The 2,749-nt window shown below is 48.7% G+C and carries 3 protein-coding genes; 1 reads left to right on the top strand and 2 read right to left on the bottom strand.

Translation table 11 applies throughout. From position 1 onward, the window contains the following. The first annotated feature begins 198 nt into the window (after nt 1-198). Nucleotides 199-1,866 (top strand): hypothetical protein, encoded by a 1,668-nt coding sequence (locus KDK15_RS02755; protein ID WP_257293838.1) that lies wholly within the window; start codon nt 199-201, stop codon nt 1,864-1,866. A 151-nt stretch (nt 1,867-2,017) separates the two neighbouring features. Here KDK15_RS02755 and KDK15_RS02760 read toward each other — a convergent pair whose 3' ends face one another. Then, on the bottom strand, nt 2,018-2,518 hold the full coding sequence (locus KDK15_RS02760) for a hypothetical protein (RefSeq protein ID WP_257293839.1): 501 nt from the start codon (nt 2,516-2,518) through the stop codon (nt 2,018-2,020). Between the two features lie 47 nt (nt 2,519-2,565). Next, a partial coding sequence (locus KDK15_RS02765; protein ID WP_257293840.1) for a hypothetical protein occupies nt 2,566-2,749 on the bottom strand: 184 nt, incomplete at its 5' end.

The following is a 2,749-nucleotide window of genomic DNA, read 5'->3' on the forward strand; positions in this document are numbered from 1 at the left end:
CAATTTATCGCAACCGCAGTAGGGCAGACTATTCTCGGACAGCCTCCTAGTGTACAAGATTGGCTCGCATGCGAACCAACCTTGGGAACTATTTTGCCCGCTGAGAGTCTTATAGTTAGAACTATCTCAAGCCATAAACAGGAACTGAACCAGCGTATGGTCTTGTATCTCGTCAGTTAATAATGGATGTACCTCTGTATGGCTGAGATGAATTTACCTTTGATTACTAAATTAAGTACTAACGTATCAGATGCTGTAGCCCCTTCGGCTCGCCCGGCAGACATTCGAAAAGAAGTGACAGCCTTTTTCAGGCACTGCTGCCTGGCTGACGTTCATTGTTCCAGCCATTGCCAGCCCAAAACCGACCTGCATCAACGTGACAAATTCGCATTCACCAATTGGGATCACTTCGTCCCTGCTCCAGTGAATGCCTGCCTTTTCCCTATCTACCACCAGCCCCCGGGGGCTTCTGGCAGCAGAACCATCACTGTAGCGCCACCCGCGCCTCAGAATCAGGTACTGACACTCCGGCTTCCCGTGCTCAGACTTGTGAGCGAGCCTTCATCAAATGCTGTACTAAGTCCATCATCCGCCAAGTCTGAGCTTTCCGTACCCGGTGCAGTAGGTGACAGCAGACCTGGAGACCGGCCACCAGGGAAAAAAATCCTGCTCAACCAGATAAAAACGCTGGCCAAAGAATTAGAGCAAGTGGCTGACCAGCTCAGTAAAGCCGATGAACACACCCGTGAAGGTACTGTGCAGATTGCTCAGCTGGAAGCAAAGAAGAAAGACACCGAAGGCAAAATAAACGACATTAAATGTAACTATCGAGAACTATACGGAGAGAACCTGCTGAGACAGTATATGCATTGGCGCACAGCAGTGCACCAGGCTCTGTGCAAGGAAGATTCAACAAGCCCGCAGGCGTTTGATGAGCTGCAAAGTCGGATAAGTGGCCATACCGAAGAGATGAAACACTTTTTGATCGGCAGCCTTTACGACCAGTGCAATAGCCTCTTGCGACAACTCCACCTGGCAAGAACCAGAAAGGAACGCAATGATCGCGCCACCTTTGTGCGGGATATGATCAACTCCAACAATCCGGTGATGCCCAACCATTTACGGGGGGGAGATGACCAGCACCTATACGGTTACTTTGATCATTTGAGACAGCACCTGGAAAACCTGGAATGCATTTTGAAAATGCCCGATCTCAGTGCTGCGGACCAGCAACAGACCCGACTAAATATCATCATCACCACGGCAAAAGTGGAAAGAATCGTCGAAAGTTTCTCAATCATTTCCCGTTACACCCGCCTGCATGAGGACTCAAGCCATCTGTATCCTCACCAGCTTGCTGAAATGCAACAGACAATCAGAAAAGGCAAGCGCCTGAGTAGCACGAGCTCCTCACCCAGGGATCAGGAGCGCCGGGCACTGGTGGCAAAATTGAAACAGGAACACCCTGAAGTCACCATTGATGACGATGCCATTTTGGACATGGAAGAGCAGGATTTCCAGCTAGTGATGGCACTGCTAGGGCAAAAACCGCTGACCGAAGACCAGCGGAAAACCCTGCAACGAAATGGCTGGCAACAAACTGAGCGTAACAATCTTGTGGTTAACCGAGGCCCTGAAAAGGTCCGCATCCAGATCAATGAAGACCGGTATCAGTTAATAGACAGTACAAGTGGTGACATCATTGGCACACTGACCCCTGATCGCTGGGAGCGAATCAAGCAGCGACTTGAAAATGAGGGGCGCAGCCTAAGCCAGGTTACCCGACAGATGATTATTGAGGATTTCATTAAATTTCCAATATCGTCCTATCAGTATCGATGGAGTCATAACGTTTGCGAAGACTAGTGCAGAAAAGCGCTAATAATCATACAACGCATACCTTCGTCCCCTGCGTGGGGACGTCTACCGTACTCTGGCATTTGTCGGGGGCAGTGAAACACCCCATGGTGCGGTATGCATTACCACGCAGAGCGTGGGAACGAGGAATCTGTGATGGCTATTCAATAGACGCCGATTTCATCTTTTCTAACGTTCTGATATACGATTGCAGCGTATTCAGTAAAGTTGATGACTCCAGATAGAGGGCATGATTGTCTGAAGCCTCGTCTTGCCGCCCCTCTGCTTTGTTATGTCCGTTAAACAGATCTTTTGTCTCTTTCTCAAGGGCTTTCTGCAAACCTTCCAGCAGGTGAATGGTGTCTGTGATGCGGTTAGCGTGTTGTTGCTTTTCACTTTGAACACAAGGGTGAGTATCTTTCAGGCGGTGGATAAGGTCAGAGGCGTAATTGACACCTTGCTTCAGTGGCTTCAATGCTTCTTTCAGATTGGCTGGTTTCTGGCTGACCAGCCTTTCTGCAAGCGGTTTTACTTCCGGACGGTTGAAATCTGCACTGGACAGTAATGTCCGTTTTACCTCCTGCTGAGAGATGATACTCCGCTTCTTTACCCCGGAAATTGCCTGATCGTTTTGTTGGGTAGAGGGGCTGTCCTTGTCCATGATTTATCCTGAATCAAATAAAGGTCCTTTTGCCACCGTTCTATCGGCTACTTCCGAAATAACCAGAATGGGAACATTTTGGTCATGGCAGGCGTGACTGCCCGGGTCATCAGTTTTACAGTACACAGGCAACTCACCAGAATGGCCAGAAAGCGAATCATGGCATGACCTGAGTAATAAGTAGTTAACCAAATGAAATCATATTTTCTAACTAAGTGATCAGTCACTCTG

Source organism: Endozoicomonas sp. YOMI1 (assembly GCF_024606345.1).
GTDB lineage: Bacteria > Pseudomonadota > Gammaproteobacteria > Pseudomonadales > Endozoicomonadaceae > Endozoicomonas.

Coding starts and splice junctions, on each gene's coding strand:
- KDK15_RS02760 (WP_257293839.1), bottom strand. CDS start 2,518: ATGGACAAGGACAGCCCCTCTACCCAACAAAACGATCAGGCAATTTCC.
- KDK15_RS02755 (WP_257293838.1), top strand. CDS start 199: ATGGCTGAGATGAATTTACCTTTGATTACTAAATTAAGTACTAACGTA.